This window comes from Streptosporangium sp. NPDC050855, assembly GCF_044456585.1.
Lineage (GTDB): Bacteria > Actinomycetota > Actinomycetes > Streptosporangiales > Streptosporangiaceae > Streptosporangium > Streptosporangium longisporum.
On the sequence record NZ_JBITFY010000019.1, the window covers coordinates 1 to 1,371 of the forward strand.

The following is a 1,371-nucleotide window of genomic DNA, read 5'->3' on the forward strand; positions in this document are numbered from 1 at the left end:
CTGCGCGTCTACGGCGGCAAGTGCCTGGACGTGACCGGTGCCGGCACCGCCGACGGCACCGCGGTCAACATCTGGGACTGCAACGGCCAGAACAACCAGAAGTGGCGCCTGAACACCGACGGCACCATCACCGCCGTCGGGGCGAACAAGTGCCTGGACGTCTCCGGCTACGGCACCGCCAACGGCACCAAGGTCCACATCTGGACCTGCCACGGCGGCACCAACCAGAAGTGGACCACCGGCACCCAGCCCACCACGACGCCCACCCCACCGCCGCCCGGCGCGCGCTCGTGCGACATCTACGCCTCGGGCGGCACGCCGTGCGTGGCCGCGCACAGCACGACCCGGGCGCTCTACGGCTCCTATGCCGGCAACCTCTACCAGGTCAGGCGCTCCTCGGACAACTCCACCCGGAACATCGCCGTCCTGACGGCGGGCGGGACCGCCAACGCCGCGACCCAGGACTCCTTCTGCGCCGGCACCGCGTGCGTCATCACGGTCGTGTACGACCAGTCCGGCCGCGGCAACGACCTGTGGTACCAGGGGTCCAGCGTGGTCCCCGGCTCCCCGCAGAGCAGGCCCGCGACCGCGACCACCGAGTCGCTCACCGTCGGCGGAAGCAAGGCATACTCCCTCTACATCAACCCCGGCAACAGCTACTGGCGGGACGGCCACCTGACGGGGGTCCCCACCGGCAGCGCGCCCGAGGGCATGTACATGGTCACCAGCGGCACCCACGTCAACAACGGCTGCTGCTTCGACTACGGCAACAGCGAGACGACCCGCAAGGCCGACGCCGCCGGGGCCATGGACGCCATCAACTTCAGCACCCAGTGCTGGTTCGGCGGCTGCCAGGGAAGCGGTCCCTGGGTCCAGGCCGACCTGGAGTGGGGTCTCTTCCCCGGTGGCAGCCAGTCGTGGAACCCCAACCAGAGGGCCTTCCCCCACAGGTTCGTCACCGCCACGCTGAAGAACAACGGTACGACCCGGTTCGCCATCAAGGGCAGCAACGCCCAGTCCGGGAGCCTGTACACCCTGTACGACGGCTCGCTGCCCAACGGGTACAGCCCGATGAAGAAGCAGGGGGCCATCATCCTGGGCAGTGGCGGTGACTGCTGCAAGCCCGACGGCGGCGCCAACCTCAGCGCGGGCACCTTCTACGAGGGGGCCATGGTCGCCGGGTACCCCTCCGACGCCACGGAGAACGCCGTCCAGGCCGACATCGTCGTCGCCGGGTATCGCTGATCGCACCGATCCGCCGCCGGGGGGGGGGGGGGGGGGGGGGGGCGGGGGGGGGGGGGGGGGGGGGGGGGCGCGCCGGCGCCCGGGGGGGGGGGGGGGGGGCGGCCCGCCGGCGGGGGGGGGGGGCCG

1 protein-coding gene is annotated in these 1,371 nt (G+C 72.0%); it reads left to right on the forward strand.

The window, feature by feature from the left end; translation table 11 throughout:
• Positions 1-1,245 (forward strand): arabinofuranosidase catalytic domain-containing protein (locus ACIBCT_RS31030; RefSeq protein ID WP_399194615.1); only part of this gene is annotated, 1,245 nt, incomplete at its 5' end.
• Between the last annotated feature and the right edge of the window lie 126 nt (positions 1,246-1,371).